General features: G+C 70.5%; 22 protein-coding genes, 1 tRNA gene and 1 pseudogene. 15 read left to right on the top strand and 9 right to left on the bottom strand.

The features are described from left to right. Nucleotides 1–58 precede the first annotated feature (58 nt). The 4 genes and pseudogenes from GHR20_RS06550 to GHR20_RS06565 form a co-directional block, all read right to left on the bottom strand. Nucleotides 59–1,060, bottom strand: coding sequence for an asparagine synthetase A (locus GHR20_RS06550; RefSeq protein ID WP_153812604.1), 1,002 nt, complete (start codon nt 1,058–1,060; stop codon nt 59–61). Between the two features lie 972 nt (nt 1,061–2,032). Beyond that, a pseudogene (locus GHR20_RS37370) lies at nt 2,033–2,263 on the bottom strand (helix-turn-helix transcriptional regulator); the annotation flags it as partial. A gap of 38 nt (nt 2,264–2,301) precedes the next feature. Continuing rightward, on the bottom strand, nt 2,302–2,493 hold the full coding sequence (locus GHR20_RS06560) for a hypothetical protein (RefSeq protein WP_111581331.1): 192 nt from the start codon (nt 2,491–2,493) through the stop codon (nt 2,302–2,304). 153 nt (nt 2,494–2,646) lie between these two features. Next, nucleotides 2,647–3,006, bottom strand: coding sequence for a hypothetical protein (locus GHR20_RS06565; RefSeq protein WP_153812606.1), 360 nt, complete (start codon nt 3,004–3,006; stop codon nt 2,647–2,649). Nucleotides 3,007–3,446: 440 nt separating this feature from the next. On the opposite strand from GHR20_RS06565, the gene GHR20_RS06570 reads away from it, so the two are divergent. The 9 genes from GHR20_RS06570 to GHR20_RS06610 all read left to right on the top strand — a co-directional run bounded on the left by GHR20_RS06570 (nt 3,447) and on the right by GHR20_RS06610 (nt 10,789). Continuing rightward, nucleotides 3,447–4,193, top strand: coding sequence for a helix-turn-helix transcriptional regulator (locus tag GHR20_RS06570; protein ID WP_309251927.1), 747 nt, complete (start codon nt 3,447–3,449; stop codon nt 4,191–4,193). Between the two features lie 272 nt (nt 4,194–4,465). Next, nucleotides 4,466–4,699 (top strand): hypothetical protein, encoded by a 234-nt coding sequence (locus GHR20_RS06575; protein WP_153812607.1) that lies wholly within the window; start codon nt 4,466–4,468, stop codon nt 4,697–4,699. Nucleotides 4,700–4,717: 18 nt separating this feature from the next. Next, entirely contained in the window at nt 4,718–5,182 is a 465-nt protein-coding gene (locus GHR20_RS06580) for a hypothetical protein (protein ID WP_153812608.1), read from the top strand. Between the two features lie 433 nt (nt 5,183–5,615). Next, nucleotides 5,616–5,825 carry a hypothetical protein gene (locus GHR20_RS06585; protein ID WP_153812609.1) on the top strand — a complete coding sequence of 70 codons (210 nt, stop codon included), beginning with the start codon at nt 5,616–5,618 and terminating at the stop codon, nt 5,823–5,825. After that, a complete protein-coding gene (locus GHR20_RS06590; protein WP_194858830.1) occupies nt 5,809–6,321 on the top strand; it encodes a DUF6879 family protein in 513 nt (170 codons plus the stop codon). The genes GHR20_RS06585 and GHR20_RS06590 overlap by 17 nt, the downstream gene beginning before the upstream one ends. Next, nucleotides 6,318–7,151: a helix-turn-helix transcriptional regulator gene (locus GHR20_RS06595; protein WP_153812610.1), complete on the top strand. Its 834-nt coding sequence runs from the start codon at nt 6,318–6,320 to the stop codon at nt 7,149–7,151. The genes GHR20_RS06590 and GHR20_RS06595 overlap by 4 nt, the downstream gene beginning before the upstream one ends. A gap of 713 nt (nt 7,152–7,864) precedes the next feature. Continuing rightward, on the top strand, nt 7,865–9,052 hold the full coding sequence (locus GHR20_RS06600) for a cupin domain-containing protein (protein ID WP_153812611.1): 1,188 nt from the start codon (nt 7,865–7,867) through the stop codon (nt 9,050–9,052). Nucleotides 9,053–9,081: 29 nt separating this feature from the next. Continuing rightward, nucleotides 9,082–9,954 (top strand): aldo/keto reductase, encoded by an 873-nt coding sequence (locus GHR20_RS06605; RefSeq protein WP_343336040.1) that lies wholly within the window; start codon nt 9,082–9,084, stop codon nt 9,952–9,954. Further along, a complete protein-coding gene (locus tag GHR20_RS06610; protein WP_153812613.1) occupies nt 9,935–10,789 on the top strand; it encodes a hypothetical protein in 855 nt (284 codons plus the stop codon). The genes GHR20_RS06605 and GHR20_RS06610 overlap by 20 nt, the downstream gene beginning before the upstream one ends. 21 nt (nt 10,790–10,810) lie before the next feature. Here GHR20_RS06610 and GHR20_RS06615 read toward each other — a convergent pair whose 3' ends face one another. From GHR20_RS06615 to GHR20_RS06625, 3 genes are all read right to left on the bottom strand, one after another. Further along, nucleotides 10,811–10,972, bottom strand: a complete 162-nt coding sequence (locus tag GHR20_RS06615) for a helix-turn-helix domain-containing protein (RefSeq protein ID WP_153815874.1) — start codon at nt 10,970–10,972, stop codon at nt 10,811–10,813. 67 nt (nt 10,973–11,039) lie between these two features. Next, nucleotides 11,040–11,127, bottom strand: a tRNA-Leu gene (locus tag GHR20_RS06620). Nucleotides 11,128–11,312: 185 nt separating this feature from the next. After that, nucleotides 11,313–12,260 carry a beta-ketoacyl-ACP synthase III gene (locus tag GHR20_RS06625; protein WP_111581322.1) on the bottom strand — a complete coding sequence of 316 codons (948 nt, stop codon included), beginning with the start codon at nt 12,258–12,260 and terminating at the stop codon, nt 11,313–11,315. A gap of 302 nt (nt 12,261–12,562) precedes the next feature. Between GHR20_RS06625 and fdhD the strand changes: the two genes are divergently transcribed. Together fdhD and GHR20_RS37375 are read left to right on the top strand one after the other, a co-directional pair. Then, the gene (gene fdhD, locus GHR20_RS06630) at nt 12,563–13,417 is read left to right on the top strand and encodes a formate dehydrogenase accessory sulfurtransferase FdhD (RefSeq protein ID WP_111581321.1); all 855 of its coding nucleotides are present in this window, start codon (nt 12,563–12,565) and stop codon (nt 13,415–13,417) included. Nucleotides 13,418–13,505: 88 nt separating this feature from the next. Then, entirely contained in the window at nt 13,506–13,712 is a 207-nt protein-coding gene (locus GHR20_RS37375; RefSeq protein ID WP_243877959.1) for an SDR family oxidoreductase, read from the top strand. Between the two features lie 188 nt (nt 13,713–13,900). Here the strand turns inward: GHR20_RS37375 and GHR20_RS06640 are convergent, their stop codons facing one another. Next, nucleotides 13,901–14,413, bottom strand: a complete 513-nt coding sequence (locus tag GHR20_RS06640; protein WP_153812614.1) for a MarR family winged helix-turn-helix transcriptional regulator — start codon at nt 14,411–14,413, stop codon at nt 13,901–13,903. A 197-nt stretch (nt 14,414–14,610) separates the two neighbouring features. Between GHR20_RS06640 and GHR20_RS06645 the strand changes: the two genes are divergently transcribed. Both GHR20_RS06645 and GHR20_RS06650 read left to right on the top strand, forming a co-directional pair. Then, nucleotides 14,611–15,528 carry a zinc-binding dehydrogenase gene (locus tag GHR20_RS06645; protein ID WP_153812615.1) on the top strand — a complete coding sequence of 306 codons (918 nt, stop codon included), beginning with the start codon at nt 14,611–14,613 and terminating at the stop codon, nt 15,526–15,528. A 184-nt stretch (nt 15,529–15,712) separates the two neighbouring features. Beyond that, a complete protein-coding gene (locus GHR20_RS06650; protein WP_153812616.1) occupies nt 15,713–17,620 on the top strand; it encodes an exo-alpha-sialidase in 1,908 nt (635 codons plus the stop codon). Here GHR20_RS06650 and GHR20_RS06655 read toward each other — a convergent pair. Then, nucleotides 17,570–18,649: a bile acid:sodium symporter family protein gene (locus GHR20_RS06655; protein ID WP_148023251.1), complete on the bottom strand. Its 1,080-nt coding sequence runs from the start codon at nt 18,647–18,649 to the stop codon at nt 17,570–17,572. The two genes, GHR20_RS06650 and GHR20_RS06655, sit on opposite strands and share 51 nt — an antisense overlap. Before the next feature lie 167 nt (nt 18,650–18,816). Here GHR20_RS06655 and GHR20_RS06660 point away from each other — a divergent pair, with 167 nt between their 5' ends. Beyond that, a complete protein-coding gene (locus GHR20_RS06660) occupies nt 18,817–19,686 on the top strand; it encodes a LysR substrate-binding domain-containing protein (RefSeq protein ID WP_153812617.1) in 870 nt (289 codons plus the stop codon). 365 nt (nt 19,687–20,051) lie between these two features. Then, a complete protein-coding gene (locus GHR20_RS06665) occupies nt 20,052–21,878 on the top strand; it encodes an AMP-dependent synthetase/ligase (RefSeq protein ID WP_153812618.1) in 1,827 nt (608 codons plus the stop codon). The last annotated feature ends 31 nt before the right edge of the window (nt 21,879–21,909 follow it).

Below are 21,909 nucleotides of genomic sequence, written 5' to 3' on the forward strand. Positions count from 1 at the left end.
TTGTCTGGGATTGATGGATCTCACCAACGGGAACTGCGGGGGCGGCCGGGGCCCTGGCTCAGGCCGAGTAGACGCCGGGGAGTTTCGGGTAGGCGCTGGTCTGCCAGACCGACTCGACGCCGGTGACGAAACGCGTGAGCCGTTCCAGGCCGATACCGAATCCGGCGCTGGCCGGAATACCGGCGCGTGCCATGTCGAGATACCAGCCGTACTTGGCGGGATTCTCGCCGGTCTCCCGCATACGGGTCACGATCCGCTGGTATTCGTGTTCGCGTTCGCTGCCGCTGGCTATCTCGCCGTACCCCTCGGGCAGCAGCAGGTCGAAGTTGCGCAACACGCCCGGGTTCTCCCGGCTTTCGCGGTCGTAGAAGCCGCGGGAGCCCTTGGGGTAGTCGGTGACGAAGAAGGGGCGTGTCGTCTCGCGCGACAGCCGCGCCTCGTCGGACCAGGCGATCTCGGCGTGCGGGTCGCCGTTCACCCGGGCCACGGCGTCGGCGTGCGACATCACGTCGAACGGGCCGGCCAGCACGTCCTGGAACCGGCTCGTGTCCCGGCCGAGCCGCGCCAGTTCCTTCCCCATGGTGGCGGCGACCTCGCGGACCGCGGTGACCACGATCCCCTGGGCGACTCCCATGATCTCCTCGCGGCCGTAGCCGGCGGCTTCCACGTCGATCTGGTGGAACTCGGCCAGATGACGGCCGGTGTCGGCGGTCTCCGGGGGCTCCAGGCGGACGTTGGGCGCGATGCAGAAGATCTTGTCGAAGGCGTGCAGCGACGCCTGCTTGTAGAGGATCGCGCTCGTCATCAGCTTGTAGCGGCGGCCGTAGTAGTCGATGTCGACCTGCTTGGCTCCGCGCACTCCGGGGTCGGTGACGGGACCGATGATCGGGGCGCACAGTTCCACGAAACCGGCCTCGTCGAGATGCCTGCGTATCGCCATCAGCATGCGGTGCTGAATGCGCAGGACGTCACGGGTGACCGGGTCGGAGAGATGCTCCTGCGGGGATTCCGGCGGGCGTTGCCGGTGAAGTGCCGCCGTTTCCTTCAGGCCCGTTGTCATGCGAGGTCTCGATTCTCTGAAAAGGGCATGACGACCGGGCCGATCGAGCTCGGTCGACAGCGGCTCTGGATGATTTCAGGGTGAGATTAGTACGCGTTTTTTCGGACAATCGGCAGTTGTATACGGCAGATTCGCGGAACTTCGCGCGGTCGCGTGCATACCGCCCGGCGCGATGACGAGGCGCGACGAATTGCCGTAGCGGCTCTGAGCGCAGGTCACGCGGTCTGGGGGCGTGCGCGCCGGTCGGTCTTCGATCAGGGTGACGATTGCGCCGTCTTCGAGCCGTCGCCGCCGCCGTGGCCGGAAATGGCGCCCGGCCCGAGGCCGGCGGACGGCCGGCCTCATGTCACCGGTCGACCGCGGGAGGACGGGCGGTCGGGCGAACGGTGGGGCGGACGGTGGGGCGGGAACACCCGGCCGGCGTGAGCCTCGGGGGCGTCGGGCCGTGAGCCTCGCGGGGTCGACTCCTGCCGGTGATCTGCCGCGCAGGCACACCGGACGTCACGGGCCTGGGAAGCCCCCGCCAGGTGGCCGGGCGGGGCCTCTCGTTCCGCCGCGGCGTCTCGAAGGAGCCAGGCCGTGATCGTGTGACGGGCCCTAGGGTCTTTCGTTCGGATCAGGCCGGATCAGGGAGCGGGGTCCGGTGCCGTGCGTCGCAAGGCGGAGGAGGGCGACATGGCGGAGCCATGGCAACCGACGACAACGCCGCGAGGCGCGGTGCCAGGGCCCGCGAGCCCGGCATGATCCAAACGAGAGGCCCTAGTCGACGAGCTGGCGTTCCAGGAACGCCACGCCCTGGTCGACGGCCAGGAGTCGCCAGGACTGCTTGGCCATGTCGTTGAGGGCGACCGCCCAGGTGCCGTCACCGGCGTCGGGAGACAGGGTGGCGAGCAGGATGGTCGCGTACTCGTACCCGGTGCGCGAGGCGACGGCGGCCCATTCGGCGGCGCCGGCGCGTTCCGACGGGACGGCGCGGGCGGCCTTCGCGAAGGTGTCGCGGCTCTCCTCGTCCAGTCGCAGGGCGTCCGCCAGCAGGCGCACGGTCTCCTGCCGCGGCCGTTCCACCCGCCCGTGTTCGAGGTCGCGGATGGCGCGGACGCTCAGTGCCGAGAAGTCGGCGAGCTGCTGCTGGGTGTAGCCCTCCCGGACCCGGTAGAACTGCACCAGGGAGCCGAAGGGGCTGGTTCTGGTCAGCGTGGTCACGGTCCTGTCCCCCGTCTCTGCGTCGTGGATACGAGTCGTCACTGCCAGCCGGTGGTCCCCTTGCCCGTCCCCGTCGTCGGATCCGCGGTGGGGACGGTGGTTCCCCCGTCGGCCACGACCCGGGTGCCGGCCGCGGCGCAGGGCGCGGAGTGGGTGGCCACCGCGGCGACACCGACGGTGGAGAGGGCGACCAGCACGAGCGCGGCGACGGCATTGGGAACAGCGGACACGAAACGGCCTCCTGAGAGAAGGTGCGGCTGATGTCTCGACGATGGGTTCGAGCCGGGAGCTGCGCTGCGCTCCCGCGGTCTCCGGCGACACGTCCCGGCCAGGGGCTGGGCGTCCGCCGGTGCCATCACTCTCACCCCGGCGCCGTGCATATGTCAGCTCTCGGCCGTGTCCTCATTAGGCAGTCGCATAGTCCGTCCATCGCCACCTGGGCGTTCCAGGGTACGGTCGAAGTACGCCGCGATGATCGCCGCCGAACAGCTGGTGATCCGGCTCCCGCTCAGGGTGGGCAGCCGCGCGACGGTGCGCCGCGCGACCACGAGCGCGACCTGCTCCGCGATCAGGAGCGATTCGGCCACGACGTACAGCCCGAGGGTCAGCGCCTCGTCGCCCGGGTGGACACTCACGTGCTCGACGCTCTCCGCGGGCGTCGCCTCCGCGATGAACTGTGCGGCCAGGTCTTCCGGTACCTGGAAGTCACGGGGCGTGTGCAGTCGCACATGAATGAGATACATCCTTAGACCTTCGGGAAGCAATCCATGGTCAGCAAGCAAGAACATTGGACGTTTCCTGCCAGGTCCTAAAAGGGCCACTCACCAGGTCGATGAAGCGGTCAAGGTTCTCCCGCGAACTGGTAACGTCCGGAATCGCATGCTTGGATGGCCTGCATTGTCGGACAGTCACTGGCCCGGGGGAGAGCATGCTCTTGGCTGCGCTCGGTCTTGACCGTACCTGCGAATCCGTCTATCGCGCACTGCTGGCCCGCCCACGGCTGGGCCTGGGTGATTTACGGTCGGATCTCGGCCTTTCGGATACAGATCTGCGCAGAGCACTCGACGATCTCAGCGAACTGGCATTGATCCGGACATCGTCGGATTCTCCCAATTCGTTCCGTGCCGTCGATCCGGAGATCGGCGTCCAGGCGCTCATCGCCCGCCAGCAGGAACGTCTCGCCATGGAGCAGCAGCGCATCGCGCAACTCCGCCTCGCGGCCGCCCAGCTGACGGCGGAGTTCTCGCTGGCCCGGCCCCGGCACATCACCGAGGACGTCGAACGGCTCGACAGCATAGAGGAGATACGCGACCGGATCAGCATCCTGGTCAGGGACGTCACGTCCGATGTCATGACGCTGGCGCCCGACGGCGCCCAGACCGCGGAGAACATGGACGCGGCCCATCCGCAGGACCTGGATCTGCTCAAACGCGGGGTGCGGATGCGGACCGTCTATCTCGACAGCGTGCGCAACAGCCCCGCGACCACGACGTACGCGAACTGGCTGACCGATCTCGGCGGCGAGGTGCGCACCGCCCCGTCGCTGCCCATCCGGCTCATGATCCTGGACCATCGCACGGCCATCGTGCCGACGGACGAGGAGGACAGCGGGGCCGGCGCACTGGTGGTGACGGCGAGCGGCACCATCGCCGCGCTGTGCGCCCTCTTCGACACGATCTGGGAGAACGCCGTGCCCCTCGGCACGGCGACCCGCGACCGCGACGAGCGCGGTCTGACGCCCCAGGAGGCGGAGGCGCTACGGCTGCTGAGCCGTGGGCTGACCGACCAAGTGGTCGCCAAACGCCTCGGGGTCTCCCCGCGTACGGCCCGTCGCATCGCGGCCGACCTCATGGAATTCCTGGGCGCCCGCAGCCGCTTCCAGGCAGGGTGCCGCGCCGTGGCGAGGGGCTGGCTGACGGGCGACGAATGAGGGGGCACGCACATGTCCCCTGATGGAGGAGGGGCCCCGGACGAGAAAGGTTTCGGCCATTCCCCACCCGCAGGCTCACGCCGAACGACACGGGCCGGCGGACTTCCGGTCAACCGCCGCCGCAACTGCCGCCCGCCGGACGGCCCGGAGCCTAGCCTGAGCCAAGCGTGAGCGGCTGCGAATCCGACACGGCCGCGTGTTCGATCCGGATGGTCTTCGCACCGACGAAGAACTCCGGCCACGGACCACGCGTCCACAGCGAAGGAGTCGTCATGAGGAATTCGTCCCGGACTGCGGCGGCGACCGGCGCCGCGGCCCTTCTCGCCGTCGGCCTCCTGGTCGCCGGCTCGGCCACGGCCACCGCCGCGCCCGCCAAGGCCGACCGCATCACCTCGGTGGAACAGCTGAGGGCGAGCATCCAGCAGGCCGCGGCGGCGGAGCGGGAGGCCGGTGGCGGCGCCCTGGGCGACGGCACCGTCGGCCGGGCCGCCGCGGCCCCCTGCTGATACCAGGAGGCCGAGGCCGTGGACGAGGACGAGTCCCCGACGAGCTGGTGTCCGAGCGGTGACGCACACGCGCCCGAGGCGGTCGTCCTGGGCGTGCGGTCCGGGCAGGACGGCCGGGTGGTCTATCTGGCCGACCCGGTCCCGGCGCAGCAGGTGCTGGGCGACGTGCCCGAAGGAATCGCACCGGGGCGGATCATGCGGTTCGCCTCGCACTGCGTCACCGGCTGCGTCAACCGCCGGGGCGACGACTGCACCCTGATCGAGCGGGTGCTCGCGACGCCACGCGTGGCCGGAACCGCGGTCCCGCGCTGCCATCTGCGGGCGCGGTGCCAATGGTGGACACAGAGCGGCGTCGACGCCTGCCGGCGCTGTCCGGCCGTCTCGACCCGCCACCACGCCGACGACGAGCTGTCCGAACTGATCGCGGACCCCACGACGACCCGCGAACAACTGGACGCCTGGATCGCCGCCGAATCCGGCTGACCCGGCTGACCCGGCCGACCCGGCCGGGAATACAGAACGAGGACCGCGACCGTAAGGCCGAGATCCTCGTCACCGTATCGTCAACGGTTGTGTCCGAGGGGGGACTTGCAACTCTCCACTCGGGCACCAGCTCACAACCAATCTGACCTGGGAACACGCCCGTCGACAGGCTTGATTTCGGCGGGCGTTTCTCCTGTTCTTTCCGGGTGTTTCAGGCCCCCTCGGGCCCCTGTTGGTCATGCGTTGGTCACCTGACCAACCCTCCTCCGAGGCGTCCGTCCCTGGTCAGGCTTCCGCACGGAGCCACACGGGGTGTTCGGGACCTGTTTATGCAAGGACACGCATAGTCACGTTCCCGCATGGACGCGTGGCGCCGCCCCTCTACTGTCATTCGACGGGTGGCCTAAACGGGGCCAGGGCAAGGGGGTTTGGCATGTCCGAACATTCGGCACTCACCCGGCTCACGGGCAACGGCAACGGCGAGTGCGGAGAGAAGGACTGCCCGAACCTGTACCGCACGGCGACCGGATCGTTCGTGGTGCAGGGCGACGTGTCCGATGCCTTCACCCCGCCCGCCGGGGAAGGGCTCGTGGAAATCCCGGAGGCGGTTCTCAGGGAGGCAATTCGTGCACTTGGATGGTGACGCATGGAACGACTGCTTCGATTCCATGAAGCGTGAGGCGTGGCGACTGGAGACGCTGCCCGTCTACACCATGCCCCAGGAAGCGGAGAAGCTAAAGCGCTTCCTAGCAGGTGAGAATTCCCCGGACGATTACACGTCCGGCTGGATGGACGAGGTCCGGCAATGGGCCTCGGAAGGGAAGAGCGTCGGCAGGGTGCACATCGTGACCCGCCCACTCTCGGATTATCTTCGGTTCGAGTTCGAGTATTACTACCGGCACCACGTGAAGGCGGGCGAGGATATCCGCATTCTCGATCTCACCGAGCGGGAGAACCCGGGGATTCCCGATCAGGATTTCTGGATGTTCGATGAGTCCAAGGTGGTCCTGCTCAACTACCGGGCTGACGGGACGCAGATGAACCGGGAACTAAGCGAGGGTGATCCGGAGCCGTATCGGCAGTGGAAACGTATCGCCGTGGCCGAGTCGATTCCATTCCTGGAGTACGTGAGCGGGTGACGTTCGACCCTGAACAGTTGGGGCAGCCGAAGCAAGAATTGGCCGCCCTGCTGAAAGAACTACGCAAGCGAGCCGGCCTCACTGGAGACCGGCTCGCTCGGCGTTGCAACATGTCCCAATCGAAGATCAGCCGGATCGAGAACGGGAAAGCACGACCGAGCCTGCTCGACCTGGAGGGAATCCTCCGGGCTGTCGTTGCTCCGCCCGAGGTCATCGAGGATGTCATTGCCCTCGCGAGGCTGGCCAATACCGAGTGGCAAGACCTGCGCTCGCTGCGCCGGAGAGGGCTGGAAAAGAAACAGACCGAACTTGCCGCGCTTGAATCCTCCTCTGCCGAGTTCCGCTTCTTCCTGCTCTCGATGATTACGGGACTCCTGTCCACCCCTGAGTACATCCGGGCCAGCCTCGCTCATTCCCCGACTGATGTCACCAGGACGATCGCGAGGAAGCTGGAGCGGCAGGAGGTTCTTTACGACACGAAGAAGCGGTTCACGTTCCTCCTCACCGAACAGGCCGTGAGGTGGCCACTCCTGCCCCCGGCCGCGATGGCGATGCAGATTGATCGGCTGGCCTCACTGACCTACCTACCGAATGTGAAGCTCGGCGTCATCCCAATGGCGGGATACAAGTCCACGGCTCCGATGGACACCTTCACTGTCTACGACGACACCCTGGCTACTGTGGAGAACACCACTGGTGTCGTGATCCTGAGAGATCCGCGCGACATCGAAATGCATTTGGAACTGTTCTCGACCCTGAAGGGGTACGCCCTGTTCGGGGCCGAAGCGCGAGCCTTGTTGGCGGAATGGGCTGCCGCCTGCCGTTCATGATCTTTAGTCCATGACGGGCAAGAACTACGCAGCCTCCGCTTTCTGGGCCGATGCTTTCCCCCATGACAGCGACCGAGCGAAACGAAGAGCGGGTGCGTTACGGCGTAGGTCGGGGGTTGGAGTACCGGCGGACGTCCGGCCCTGATGGTGGTGTGCGCTCATGACGGGGCGCATGACTCTGCGGGTGTCGTACGACGGCGGCCGGACGTACGGCCCGGTGCGCGTGAGGTGCAGGTGGAGCCGCGCAATGCGGTGATCCAGGGCTCGCCGACCAAGTACCCACCGTGCGGGTGCCCTCGGTGCACGGGCCGCAGTTCGTTGCCTGCCACTGCTCCCCGCCCCGTGGGGGTGAAGCCGAAGGCGACGTGATGCGTCGCTTCGGCCGCTGGGTGCTGCGCCACTTTGGCCGAGACGCGGGGCCGCTCTACCTGGCAACGATCCTCGGCGGCTGTGCGCTGGTCCTCGCTGGAGCCCTGGCGATCCGGTAACCGCCGCGCTCGTCGCTGTCCCCCTTACTTCCTGCCGGATTCACGGCGGAAGTTCCCAGAGGAGAGGTAGTCCAATGGCGGAAGAGAACACCGGTTCGGTGGCCCCGAGGGGGGTGACCTGCTCGTCGCGAAGCGGAAGATCGTGGCCGCGCGCACCCGCGCCGAGCAGGAATCCGACGTCAGCAGTGGCCGTTCCGACGGCAACGACTGACGGGAGCGCCCACGTTGCTTGATGCAGCCTCGTGGGCGGGGCGTCTGGGCGGGGACAAGTTCCTCGCCCAGACGTACCACCGCTCCTACGCGCACTTCCCCGGGGGCGCCGACACGGCGGGCCTGTTCTCCTGGGATGACCTGAACCGGATCATCGCCACGCAGCGACTGGAGCCGCCCCGGCTGCGCCTGTCAGTCGACGGCGAGATGGTCCCGCTGCACCGCTACGCGATCCCGACGACGAATCGCCGAGCGGTCACCTGGTCCCGCATCCAGCCGTCCGACTTCCATGCCCAGCTCAAGGACGGGGCGTCACTGGTCCTGGACGCGGTGGAGAAGATCCACCCCGCCGTGGGGGCGGCTGCGGAGGGGCTGGAACGCTTCCTTGGGACTTCCGTGCAGGCCAACGTGTACGCCTCCTGGACCGAGCGGGAGGGCTTCGGCCGGCACTGGGACGACCATGACGTCGTGGTGGTGCAACTGCATGGCTCGAAGCGGTGGCGCCTGTGGGGCGTGACCCGTGAGGCACCGACCTTCCGGGACGTGGAGTCGCCGGAGGAACCGGAGGGCGACCCGGTGGCGGACCTCGTTCTGTCCCCGGGTGACGTGCTCTACCTGCCGCGCGGCTGGTGGCACGCGGTCACCGCCGATCAGGGGACAGAATCCCTTCACCTCACCTTCGGGACAGTCCCGCACACGGGCGCTGACCTGATCCTCTGGGTCGTCGACCAGCTCCGCGCGTCCCTCGCGCTCCGCAGGGACATCCCGCGCTTCGGCTCGCCAGCGGAACAGTCGGACTTCATCGACGCCGTACGCCGTGAGGTGGACGACATGATGGCGGACCCCCGCCTCGTGGAGCGGTGGGCGGAGTCGATCGACACGACGGACCTGGGCCACGCGATTCCGTCCCTGCCCTACGTGAACGGCCTCCCCGCACAAAGGGAGATCACGGTCAAGCTCACCACTCCGAGAGGCCGCCTGGCGGCGAACCGCGAACAGGGCACGGTCACCTTCTCGGCGGCCGGTACGGCGTGGGACTTCGCCGAGTCCGCCGCGCCCGCGCTGGGCACGCTGTTGACCAACCAGCCGACCACGCTCGGCGAACTCGCCGACTCCGCCGGGCTTGAGGTCGAGGAGGTGGCCGAACTGGTCTCCGTCCTCATCGACGGCCACACCGTCGCAGTCGTGGGGACGGCGCCGTGACCGCCGCGCTCCGCCTGGGGACATACCGCGTGCGTGCCGTCAGTCGGGCGGCACGCACCGCTCTGGCGGCCGGTAGTCCCTGGGTGGACACGGCACCCAATTACGCCCGTGGTCGGGCACATGAGGAACTGCGCCCAACTCTCGGGGAGTACCCGACCGTACGGGTAGCCACGAAGACGGGGTTCTTCACCGAGGAGCAGGGCCGTGCCGCCCTGGCTGAGGGCGTGCTCACCCGAGAAGAGGGGGCCGGTAGGCACAGCCTTGAGCGGGGCTTCGTCCGCTGGCAGACGGAGCGGTCGTTGGCCGCGCTCGGGCGCCTGGACCTGGTGTTCGTGCACAACCCGGAGCACCACGGGCACGGCCTTGACCGTGCCGCTCTGCACGGGCGTGTACGGGAAGCCTTCACGGCGCTGGAAGAGTTCGCCCACGCGGGCAGGATCGGCGGGTATGGCGTCGCCACCTGGTCGGGCCTGACCTCCGGAGCGCTCAGCGTCCCCGAGTTGCTCACGCTCGCCCGGCAGGCGGCCGGTTCCGCCGAGCACCATTTCACAGGCTTGCAGATGCCGGTCAGCCTGATCATGGATGCCCCGATCACACAGGCCCTGCAGGGCGGCGGACCGCTGGCACAGGCAAAGGACGCGGGGCTGATCACGTTCGGCTCTGCTCCCCTGCATGGGGGCGAACTCCTCGACGCCATGACACCCGAACTGGTGAACCTCATCCGCCCCGGCCTGTCGGCCGCAGCCGCTGCCTTGCTGGCCGCCGGCTCGTGCCCCCGCCTCGATGTCGTCCTCACCTCCGCGAGCACCCGCCAACACTGGGACGATGTGGCCAAGGCCCTGGCTGCGCCCCTGACGGCCCAGGAACTCAGGAAGGTGACGGATGAACTCGCCGGTGGATGAGGCGGTACAGGCCCTGATGAAGGCCGCCCACGACCGGGCGGCCAAGGCACTGGGCCTCACCTGCACGGGGCCGCTGGCGTGGGGCTTCCTCGGTGTCACTCTCGGACGACGAGCGGGGGACCGGTGGCTACGGGTCAGCCGGACGGCGAAGAGGAACGCGGGCAGGAAGGCGGGGGAAGGCATCGTCGGCGCCTCGGAGCTGGTGCCTGATGGCGTGCCCCGCCCCCACCTGTACGCGGTGCATGACTGGACTGCCGGCGAGTGGGCCTTCGAGTCGGAAGTCCTGGACTACCTCACGCAACCCACCGTGTCCCCGGACCGGGCCGACATCGACCACGACCCGGGGTTGCCTGACGAGTGGTGGGTGGACCTTCGCCAAGCCCTTGCCCTCCTCGCTGAAGCGGAGGGAGTGAAGGCAACCGTGCGGGACCGGTGGATAGAACGAGCCTTCCCCCAGTTCCTCGGCGTCCCGGCCCCCGCCACGGTGGCGCGGGTGACCGGTCACGGTGACCTGCACTGGGGCAACCTCACCGCTGCTCCGCTGTGCCTGATGGACTGGGAGCGGTGGGGCTTGGTGCCCTTCGGCTATGACGCGGGGCTCCTGCACGCCAACAGTCTGCTCGTGCCAGACGTAGCCGCCCGCATCCGCAAGGAGTTCGCGGCGGTCCTCGACACCCCCGCCGGCCAAATCGGGGAACTGGCAGCCCTGGCCGAGATGCTGCAAGCCGTAGCCCGTGGCTGGTACCCCGGGCTTGCGCCCCACCTCGTGGCCCGCGCAGAGGCGCTCACCGGAGTGTGCCCGCCCGTCCCGGTGCACTCCGAGGTGAGCGCCTGACTCTCCCCCTGTGCGCGTCTCTCAGGCGCTCTCACCGATGTGCCGGTACAAGGTGGCCCGGGAGATAACCACGGCCATAGCGATGGCCGCGACACTCTCTCCCTTGGCGTGCCTGGCACGGGCTATGGCCAGCTTGTCGTCGTCCACGACGGAGGGGCGTCCACCATGGTTGCCCTTGCGGATGGTTGGTCACGCCACAGTCGGAGAAACAGAAAGACCCCAGGTGAACTGGGGTCTCTGCTGGTTCTGCTGGTGTCCGAGGGGGGACTTGAACCCCCACGCCCGATAAAGGGCACTAGCACCTCAAGCTAGCGCGTCTGCCATTCCGCCACCCGGACTAGGTGTTTGTCGCCTTGCCAGGGGCTTCCCTCGCGGCGACATGGACAACAATACCAAGGTTTCGGAGTGCGTTTCACCTGCGTATTTCGCCCGGGCGGGCCGGGAGCCGGGCGGGGTGCGCGGGTGTGTACCGGGCGCGGGCTCGCGCGCACGCAGAGTGATCGTGCGCGCGAGCGGGCGCGTCCTACGGGCAGCGGATGACCTGACCGGCGTACGACAGGTTCCCGCCGAAGCCGAAGAGGAGGACCGGGGCGCCGGTGGGCAGGGCGCCCTGTTCGACGAGCTTGGAGAGGGCGAGGGGGATGCTCGCGGCGGAGGTGTTGCCGGATTCCGTCACATCGCGGGCGATCACCGCGTTGACGGCGCCGATCTTCTCCGCGAGGGGTTCGATGATGCGCAGGTTGGCCTGGTGGAGGACGACGCCCGCGAGCTCCTCGGGGGTGATCCCGGCGCGCTCGCATGCCTGGCGGGCGATGGCCGGCAGCCGGGTGGTGGCCCAGCGGTAGACGCTCTGGCCTTCTTGCGCGAACCGCGGCGGCGTGCCCTCGATCCGCACCGCGTGCCCCATCTCCGGCACCGACCCCCACAGCACGGGCCCGATCCCCGGCTCCTGCTCCGGCGCGCACGCCTCCACCACCGCCGCCCCCGCGCCGTCGCCGACGAGGACGCAGGTGCTGCGGTCGCTCCAGTCGGCGACCTCGCTCATCTTGTCGGCGCCGATCACCAGGGCACGGGTGGCCGCACCGGCACGGATCGTGTGGTCGGCGGTGGCCAGCGCGTGGGTGAAGCCGGCGCACACCACGTTGACGTCCATCGCGGCGGGCCCCGGGATGCCGAGCCGGGCCGCGACCCGGGCGGCCATGTTCGGGGACCGGTCGATCGCGGTGGAGGTCGCCACGAGGACCAGATCGATATCCGCGGGTCCGAGCCCCGCCGCGGCGAGCGCCTTGGCGGCGGCGTGCGCGGCCAGCTCGTCCACCGGCTCGTCGGGGCCGGCGATGTGCCGGGTGCGGATGCCCACCCGCGTGCGGATCCACTCGTCGCTGGTGTCGACCATGCCGGCCAGGTCCTCGTTGGTGAGCACCCGCGCGGGCTGATAGTGGCCGATGGCGGCGATGCGAGAGCCGTGCATGACGGGAGTCCCCCTTGTTGCCGTGGTGAACGGGACCCACAGTCTGCTGAGTGACTCACCAGTACGAGGGCACGTGAAGCCACAGGAAACGGGCATACGAATTGTCGGCTCCCCTCAGCACCACCGGCCCCGCGCGCCCAGCGGACCGCGGTCTCGTGCTCCATGTGCAGGACAATGCGCGTGCAGGACAATGGGATCTCCGCATCGCGGAAATCCCGCATCGCAGAGGACTCCGCACCGCGGATCCGGCACCAAGGGCCGCTTCGGCCACCAGCACGTACAGAACCGGGGCTGATCAGGACATGGGACGAGTCACGGAACGACGCAAGGTCCTCCGCATCCGGGACGGCGCGGTCTCCACCCGGCCGGACACGCTCGTCGCCGAGGAGCCCCTGGAGATCCGGCTGAACGGCAAGCCGCTGGCGATCACCATGCGCACCCCCGGCGACGACTTCGCGCTCGCCGCCGGATTCCTGGTGAGCGAGGGCGTGCTGGCCGCCGCGGCCGACCTCCAGAACATCGTCTACTGCGCGGGCGCCACCGCGGACGGTACGAACACCTACAACGTGGTCGACGTGCGGACCGCCCCGGACGTCCCCCTCCCCGACTTCACCCTCGAACGGAACGTCTACACGTCGTCCTCGTGCGGACTGTGCGGCAAGGCCAGCCTGGACGCCGTGCGTACGACCACCCGCTGGCCGATCGCCGACAGCCCCCGTCTCCGTGTCACGCCCGCGCTGCTGGCCGCACTGCCCGAGCGGCTGCGGGAGGCCCAGCGGGTGTTCGACCGCACCGGGGGGCTGCACGCGGCCGCCCTGTTCACCGAGGACGGGCGGCTGCTCGACATCAAGGAGGACGTCGGCCGGCACAACGCGGTCGACAAGCTGGTGGGGCGGGCCCTCCAGAACGGTGAGCTGCCGCTGTCCCGGACGGTGCTGCTGGTCTCCGGCCGGGCCTCGTTCGAGCTGGCGCAGAAGGCCGTGATGGCGGGCATCCCGGTGCTGGCGGCGGTGTCGGCGCCGTCGTCGCTGGCCGTGGACCTCGCGGCGGAGACCGGTCTGACGCTCGTCGGGTTCCTGCGGGGCAGCTCGATGAACGTGTACGCGGGGGACGACCGGATCGCGCTGGAGGAGGAGACGGAGCCGGCCAAGGGCTGACCACTTCGGCCACCGCCGGAAGAGGTCTGGGACGGACCCGCCCCCCGAACCGCAGGCTTGGAGGCGGCCGGAGGGTGCGCGCGGGGAGGTGCCGGACACGACGGACGCGGGCGCGGCGGGGAGCCGGCCGCTGCCGGGTTCGAGTGTGGTGTCGGCGCTGTGCGGGGCGATGGAGTCCCTGACGCGGGCACTGGCAATGGAGTTGGCGCCGCTGCGGGTCAACGCGGTCGCGCCCGGTGTCGTACGCACGGAGTTGTGGCGGGAGTTGCCGGGGGCGGAGCGCGAGGGGCTGTAGGCGCGGCGGCCGGGTCGCTGCCGGTGGGCCGAGGGAGGCGGGCCCGGCGGATGTGGCGGAGGCGTATCTGTATCTGATGCGCGGGGGTACAGCACCGGCTCGGTGGTGGTCGTGGACGGCGGCGGAACCCCTCTGGCCTGAGAGCCGGCCGGTCCGGCCCGGCCGGCCGACAAGCCCCCCCGCCCCCGTCACCCCCGCGTGCCGGAGATCCGCGTCAACAGGAGCATGAACAGCTCGCGTTCGGCCGCCGACAGCGGTGCGAGCAACTCCTCGTTGGCCGTGCGGGCGGCCTGCTCGCAGCGTTCGAGGAGCAGGCCGCCCTCCTCGGTGAGGGACACCGCGTTCTTGCGGCGGTCCCCGGGATCCGGCGCGCGGACGACCAGGCCGGCGCTCTGCAGGTCGTTCAGGATGCCGACGAGGTCCTTGGGGTCGAGGGCGATCCCCCGCGCGAGGTCGGCCTGCGCCACGGGCGCGAGGTCGCGGACGGCGGAGAGCGCCACGTGGTGCCACATCTTCAGGCCCTCGGCGGCGAGCGCGTCGGCGACGAGGGCCCGGCCCCGCGCGGCGGCCCGGCCGAGAATCCAGCTGGGCAGCGCCCGGATGGCGGTCAGGGGAGGTTCTGGCGCCCCCGCCGGCTCGGCGATCGCGGGTGGTCCTGCGGTCGGGGGCGTGCTGGCGGTCGGCGACGTTTGGGCGGCCATGGGCGGCAGCCTATCCGAGAAATCGTTGGACTTCCCCATGACTTTCGGCATACCGTTGGGGCTCCCAACGATTTCGCGGGGTCGGCGTTCCCTTGCCCCGCGACCGATCCCGCCGACCCCGCGGTCGGACCGATCCGACCGGTCCGGCCGGCCCAGTCGGTCCGGCGGTTCCGGCCGGTCCAGCCATGGAGGTTGCGATGCGTCGCGTCCGGTACGACTCCCCCGGCGGCCCCCTGTTCACGGAGAAGGCCGACGTCCCCGAACCCGGGCCCGGGCAACTGCTCGTGCGCTGCGCCGCGATCGGGGTCACGCTGCCGGTCGTCCGCAAGGTGCGCGAGGCCGCCGAGCCGATACCGCTGGGCGGTGAACTGGCGGGCGAGGTGGTGGCGGTCGGCGCCGGGGTGACCCGCTTCCGGCCCGGCGACCGGGTGACGGGGCTGTGCTTCGGACACGGGTACGCCGATTACGCGGTGCTGGACGAGCCCATGGCCTCACCGGTCCCGGAGGGCGCCACCGAGGTGGACGCGGTCGCGCTGGTGCGCAGCGGACTGGTCGCGCTCGGCGCCCTGTCGGCGGCGCGGCCCGAGCCGGGCGAATCGGTGCTGGTGACGGCGGCGGCGAGCGGGGTGGGACACCTGGCGGTGCAGCTGGCGCGGGCGCGGGGAGCCGGGCGCGTGGTGGGAGCCGTGTCCGACCCGGCGAAGGCGGAGTTCGTGCGCTCCCTCGGCGCGGACGACTGCGTCCGGTATGCCGACGACAGCTGGGGAGACCCCGTGGACTGCGCCCTGGACGCGGTCGGCGGCGAGCTGCTCACCCCCGCCGTCGCCGCCCTCGCCCCGCACGGCCGGCTGGTCGCCTACAGCTCGGGCGGGGGCACGATCCGGGCGTACGACCTCCTCGTGGGCGCCAGGTCGGTGACCGGCTTCCAGCTGGCGCTGATCGCCCGCGGCCGTCCCGAGCTGTACGAGCGATGGCGCCGGGAGCTGTGGCGGCTGTTCGCGGAGGGGAGCGTACGGCCCGTCGTGCACGCGGAGTTCGCCCTGGCGGAGGCGGCGCGGGCGCACGCGGCGATAGAGACACGGTCCAACCTGGGCAAGGTCGTGCTGCGGCCATGAACCCCCGCGTGCCTGCTCCGGTGAACCCCCGGACGCTTCCGGTGGCGGCCCCCATCGTCTCGCGCGGCGGGTCCCGGCACACTTCTTGTATGACACCAAAGGCCCAACTACCTTCGATGAGGCGCACCTTGGACATGGGATGTCCGGACGTCCAGATGTCCGGCCGACGAGAGGCAGGCCGCACGTGCCGTCATGTCTTCGCGCCCGACTCAGATCCGTACTCGCCGCGGCCGCCGTCATGACGGCCGCACTGCTCGCGCCCCTGCTGCCGGCCCAGCCGGCCCACGCCCGACCGGCCCAGCAGCACCAGCGGGCCCGAGAGGCTGCGGGTTCGCCCGAGTTCGAGCAGCAGGTGCTCTTCCGGGCGTCCCAGGACCCGGGGTACGCCTGCTTCCGCATCCCGGCGGTCGTCAGGACGAAGGACGGGACGCTGCTGGCCTTCGCCGAGGGCCGGGTGCTCAACTGCGGGGACGCCGCCGACATCGACATCGTGGTCGAACGGTCCACCGACGGCGGCCGCACCTGGAGCCCGCCGCGGGTCGTCACCGAGGGGGCGGGCGACACCCACGGCAACCCGGCGCCGATCGTGGACCGCGCGACGGGCCGTGTCTGGCTCGCCGAGACGTACAACACCGGGCGCACGGACAGCGCCGGCTGCTCGGTCCCCTGCGACCGCACCCCGCACCTCCAGTACAGCGACGACGACGGCCTGACCTGGTCCGCGCCGCGCGATCTGAGCCCCGAGATCCTGCCCGCCGACTGGAACTCCTGGTACGCGACCGGTCCGGTGCACGGAATACAGCTGACCAAGGGGCGGTACGCGGGCCGGCTGGTGTTCGGGGTCAACGCCGAGAGCTGGAACGGCAGCCGGATCACCGCCAACCACGCGGCGCTCGTCGTCAGCGACGACCACGGTGGCCACTGGCGGATCGGCGCCACCGACACCTGGCCCATCGCGGACGACGGCACCTTCCGGCAGAAGCCGTCCGAACTGACCCTCGCCGAGCGCGAGGACGGCTCGATCCTGGTCAGCGGCCGGGAGACGGACGGCACCGACCTCGGCCAGCGCACCCAGACCACCAGCCGCGACGGCGGGAACAGCTTCACCGCGCCCTTCCGCGCGCTGCCCGACCTGTACACCCCGCAGGTGCAGGGGTCGGTCCTGCGCCTGGGCGACCGCCTGCTGCTGTCCTGCCCCGCCGACCCCGACCGGCGCCGCACCATGATGATCCGCTCCTCGTACGACGGCGGCCGCACCTGGGACAGCGTGGACCGGGGCACGGTCGTCACCACCGACTGGTCCGGCTACTCCGACCTGGTGCGGATCGCCGGCGACACCGTGGGCCTGCTCTACGAGGGCGGGGCGGTGGACGCGCGGGACGAGATCCGCTTCGCCCGGTTCACCGAGGACTGGCTCGCCCCGCGCCGTGGCCCCGACCCGGTCACCCCGGATCTGGCCCCGGGTGCCCGCCCGGCCGCGGTGCTCGGCGGCGCGCGGGAGACGGACGGCGTCCGCGGGGGCGCGCTCGCCTTCGACGGCACGGACGACGCCGTACGGCTGCCGTACCGCGCGAGCCTTGCCCTGGGGGCGAAGGACTTCACCGCGTCGCTGTGGTTCCGGTACACGGCGACGACCGGTGAGCAGCCGCTGTTGTGGATGGGCGGGATCGGGACCAGCGAGCCGCAGGTGTGGCTGCGCGGCGAGCCGGCGAACCATCGGATACAGGGGCTGATCACCGCCCGGGACGGCGCGGCGGCACCACGGACGGTGTCGGTGCGCACGGACGGCGCGTACAACGACGGCCGGTGGCACCACGCGGTGCTGCGCCGGGGCGGCGGGACGCTGTCGCTGTTCGTCGACGGGGCGACGCAGGCTTCCGTGGCCGATGTGCCGGGCTCGGTGAGCCGTGACTCGGCCTTCGGTGTGCACCTGGGCCAGCGGATGGACAGCCGGGCCTTCTTCACCGGGGCGATCGACGAGGTGCATGTCTGGGACCGGGCACTCACCGATCAGGAGCTGGCGGACCCGAAGGCGCTGCGGTCACCGCAGCACACCGTTCTGTGGCTGCCCCTGGACCGGGTGCGCAGCTGAGCCCCCGGCGCCGTCGCCCGCCTCGGCCCCGGCGCCCCGGTCGGCGTCCTCGTCCTCGACGCCCGGGTCATGGGCGCGGCGCTTGGCGATGACCGCGCACACCATCAGCTGCATCTGGTGGAAGAGCATCAGCGGGAGCACGGCCAGGGAGGCATGGGCGCCGAAGAGGACGCTCGCCATGGGCAGGCCGGCGGCGAGGGACTTCTTGGAGCCGGCGAACTGGATGGCGATCCGGTCCGCCCGGCCGAAGCCCAGCGCCCGGCCGCCGTACCAGGTCCCGACCAGCATCACGGCGAGCACCACGGCCTCGACCAGGAGGAGCGCGCCGAGCCGGGCGGGGCTGACCTGGTGCCAGATGCCCTGGATCATGCCTTCGCTGAACGCGGTGTAGACGACGAGCAGGATGGAGCCGCGGTCGACCAGTCCGAGGACCTTCTTGTGCCGGGTGATGAAGGGGCCGATCCAGCGCCGCAGCAGCTGCCCGGCGAGGAACGGCACCAGCAGCTGGAGCACGATCTTGACGAGGGAGTCGGCGGAGAACCCGCCGCCGCTGTTGCCGAGCAGCACGGCCGCCAGCAGCGGGGTGAGGACGATGCCGACCAGGGAGGAGAAGGAGCCGGCGCAGATGGCGGCGGGCACGTTTCCGCGGGCGATGGAGGTGAAGGCGATGGACGACTGGATCGTGGACGGCACCAGGGTCAGGAAGAGCAGGCCCTGGTAGAGGGGCTGGGTGAGGAGCACCGGCACGGTGGCGCGGGCGGCCAGGCCGAGCGCGGGGAAGACGAGGAAGGTGCAGGCCAGCACGGTGACATGGAGCCGCCAGTGGCGCAGTCCGTCGAGTGCCTCGCGGGTGGAGAGGCGGGCGCCGTAGAGGAAGAAGAGGAAGGCGATCGCGGCGGTCGAGGCGCCCGAGGCCACGGTGGCGCCGGTGCCATGGGCCGGGAACAGGGCGGCGAGGCCCACCGTGCCGAGGAGCAGCACGATGTACGGGTCGATCGGCATCCAGCTCGGCCAGCGCAGGCGTGTCACGGTGCTCCGATGGGTGTGCGACGGCAAGGGGGTGTACGACGGCGTTCCGGTCGGGCCCGCGGGACCGGGCCCCTCCTCATGATCCCCGGCCCCGGCTCGATCGGGAATCCCGCACACCACTCTCACTGTCATCATGATTCGCGATAGCGACGGCGTACGCTGGGGCCGTGTACGACCCGAATCAGCTGCGGACCTTCCTCGCGGTCGCCCAGACGCTGAGCTTCACCCAGGCGGCGGGGCGCCTGGGCCTGCGCCAGTCCACGGTGAGCCAGCATGTGCGCAGGCTGGAGGACGCGGCGGGGCGTCCGCTGTTCGCCCGGGACACCCACTCCGTGGAGCTGACCGAGGACGGCGAGGCGATGCTGGGCTTCGCGCGCCGGATTCTTCAGGTGCACGAGCAGGCGACGGCGTTCTTCACCGGGACCCGGGTGCGCGGGCGGCTGCGGTTCGGCGCGTCGGAGGACTTCGTGCTGACCCGGCTGCCGGAGATCCTGGAGGGCTTCCGTTACGACCATCCCGAGGTCGATCTGGAGCTGACGGTCGAGCTGTCGGGGATCCTGCACGAGCGGCTGGCCGCTGGGAAGCTCGATCTGGTGCTGGCCAAGCGGCGCCCGGAGGATCCGCGCGGGGCGCTGGTGTGGCGCGACGACCTGGTGTGGATCGGCGCCGAGCGACTGCGCCTGGACGCCGAGCGGCCGGTCCCGCTGATCGTGTATCCGCCGCCCGGCCTCACCCGGGCGCGGGCCATGGAGGCGCTGGAGCGGCAGGGGCGCGACTGGCGGGTCGTCTGCACCAGCGGCAGCCTCAACGGGCTGATCGCCGCGGCCCGGGCGGGGCTCGGGGTGATGGCGCACGCGCGCCGGCTGATCCCGCCGGGCCTGTTCCGGCTGCCGGAGCGGGCGGGGCTGCCGGAGCTCGGCAAGGTCGACTTCGTGCTCGCGCACGGCCGCCACCGGCCCGGGACGCAGGAGGCGGCGGACGCCCTCGCGGCGGCGGTCCTGGCGGGCGGGGAGCGGCTGCGGCGCCATGGCGGCTGACAGCGGTGTGGCGCTCTTCACAGGGGCGCGGGCGGCGGGCCGGATGCCGGTCGCCGCACGGGGAGGGGGCGGCGGGGCCGTCGGCGGGCCGCGCACGGCGTGGTCATGGCCGTAATCGCCCTGTACAGAGCGGTAATCGGCGCGTACAGATTCGGTGGAGATTACGGCCCCGAAACTTACTGACCCGTCAGTATTGTGTCCGTCCCTTCCCCATGTGCGGGCATTTTCCGGACAACCATCGCGCAGAAGGCGAGGTTTGCTCGGTTTCCGCCCCCCTCCCCTCCGCTCAGGGTGTGAGGTAGCTTTCACGGCGCTGTGCCGCACATCACCGGCGCGTTCAGGCAGCGAGGATCGGGGAGCGAGGATTGCGCGAGTTCACCAACCCGCCTCTCACGTCGGCACCGCCGGTGGGCGGTCTGGCCGATGTCGTCTTCGAGCATGCCCAGACCGATCCGGAGCGGGTGGCCCTCGGCCGCAAGGACGCCGCCGGGCAGTGGCGCGATGTGACCTCCGCCGAGTTCCGTGACGAGGTCCTCGCCCTGGCCAAGGGCCTGCTGGCGAGCGGGGTCCGGTTCGGCGACCGGGTCGCGATCATGTCCCGTACCCGCTACGAGTGGACGCTCTTCGACTTCGCCCTGTGGACCATCGGCGCCCAGGTGGTGCCGGTCTACCCCACCTCCTCGGCCGAGCAGTGCTTCTGGATGCTGTACGACGCCGAGGTCACCGCGGCGGTCGTGGAGCACGAGGACCACGCGATGACCATCGCCACGGTGATCGGCCGGCTCCCGCGGCTGCGCCGGCTGTGGCAGCTGGACGCGGGCTGTGTGCGGGAGCTGTACGACGCCGGCGCGCATCTGGACGACGAGGTGGTGCACCGGCACCGGCAGGCGGTCACCCCGGACTCGGTGGCCACGGTCATCTACACCTCGGGCACCACGGGCCGCCCCAAGGGCTGTGTGCTCTCGCACGGGAACTTCATGTTCGAGGCGGACAGCGTGGTGGGCCGCTGGGAGCCGGTGTTCCACTCCAGGCGCGGGGAGGAGGCGTCCACCCTGCTGTTCCTGCCGCTCGCCCATGTCTTCGGGCGCATGGTGGAGGTGGCCGCGATCCGGGGCCGGGTGCGGCTCGGCCATCAGCCGCAGCTGAACGCCGCCGCCCTGCTGCCGGACCTCCAGGCGTTCCAGCCGACGTTCATCCTGGCGGTGCCGTACATCTTCGAGAAGGTGTTCAACGCCTCCCGGCGCAAGGCGGAGAAGGAGGGCAAGGCGGGGCCGTTCGAGAAGGCGGTCGAGGTCGCGGTGCGGTACGCGGAGGCGATCGAGGCGAAGGCATGGGGGGTCGGCCCGGGGCCCACGGCCGGGCTGCGGATGCAGCACCAGTTGTTCGACAAGCTGGTGTACGCGAAGGTCAGGGCCGCGATGGGCGGCCGGATCCGCAACGCCATGTCGGGCGGCTCCGGCATGGACAGACGCCTCGGGCTGTTCTTCGCGGGCGCGGGCGTGCAGGTCTACGAGGGCTACGGCCTGACCGAGTCGACGGCCGCGGCGACCGCGAACCCGCCCGAGCACACCCGCTACGGCACGGTCGGCCAGGCGATCCCCGGCACGACCGTGCACATCGCCGACGACGGCGAGGTCTGGCTGCACGGCGGCCATGTCTTCCAGGGCTATCTGAACAACCCGAAGGCGACCGACGGATCGCTGCACGACGGCTGGCTGGCCACCGGTGACCTGGGCTCGCTGGACGAGGACGGCTATCTGACGATCACCGGCCGCAAGAAGGAGATCCTCGTGACCTCCGGCGGCAAGAGCGTCTCGCCCGGGGTGCTGGAGGAGCGGGTCCGCGACCACCCGCTGGTCAGCCAGTGCATCGTGGTCGGCAACGACCGCCCCTACATCGCGGCCCTGGTCACCCTCGACCACGAGGCCGTCGAGCACTGGCTCCAGATGCGCGGCAAAGCGGCGATGGCGCCCGCGCGGCTGGTACGGGACCCGGATCTGGAGACCGAGGTGCGGCGCGCGGTGGTCGCCGCGAACACCCTGGTCTCGCAGGCCGAGTCGATCCGCACCTTCCGGATACTGGCGCAGCCGTTCACCGAGGAACACGGCCTGCTGACGCCGTCGTTGAAGCTGAAACGGAAGGCGATCGAGAAGGCGTACGAACGCGAGGTCGAGGCGCTGTACCGGTCCTGACGTGCCGGGACGGATCCGGATGTCCCGGGCG

Source organism: Streptomyces sp. SUK 48 (genome assembly GCF_009650765.1).
In the GTDB taxonomy this organism is placed as follows: Bacteria; Actinomycetota; Actinomycetes; order Streptomycetales; family Streptomycetaceae; genus Streptomyces.